Here is a 303-nt window from a genome sequence, read left to right as displayed (position 1 = left end):
CTGGGTCGACCTGACAGCGCAGCGGCGCCGAGCCCACGTGGCTCGGCGAGACTTCTCAACAAATGCCAGCCTCTCACAGGCGAGGTTGGCGAGCTGACAGCGTCGGTCCACGTGCGAGATCGCGTCAACTGACGTCGCGCCGTATCCTAGCCCGGAGGCAGTACGCCTCACGGCGCCGGTCAGTAGGGCTGGCGAGAATCTCAACATTTCTGCTTCGTTGACGACTGGCAACTCGGACGGGCCATGTGCCCATCCGGCCTGACCGCCCGACTGTGCACCCGCAGAGACGCGGGGTCAGGTGTC

This window comes from Nocardia sp. NPDC058497, assembly GCF_042720195.1.
Taxonomy (GTDB): Bacteria; Actinomycetota; Actinomycetes; order Mycobacteriales; family Mycobacteriaceae; genus Nocardia.
The sequence above is the reverse complement of the archived record's forward strand: the minus strand, read 5'-3'. Positions refer to the sequence as shown.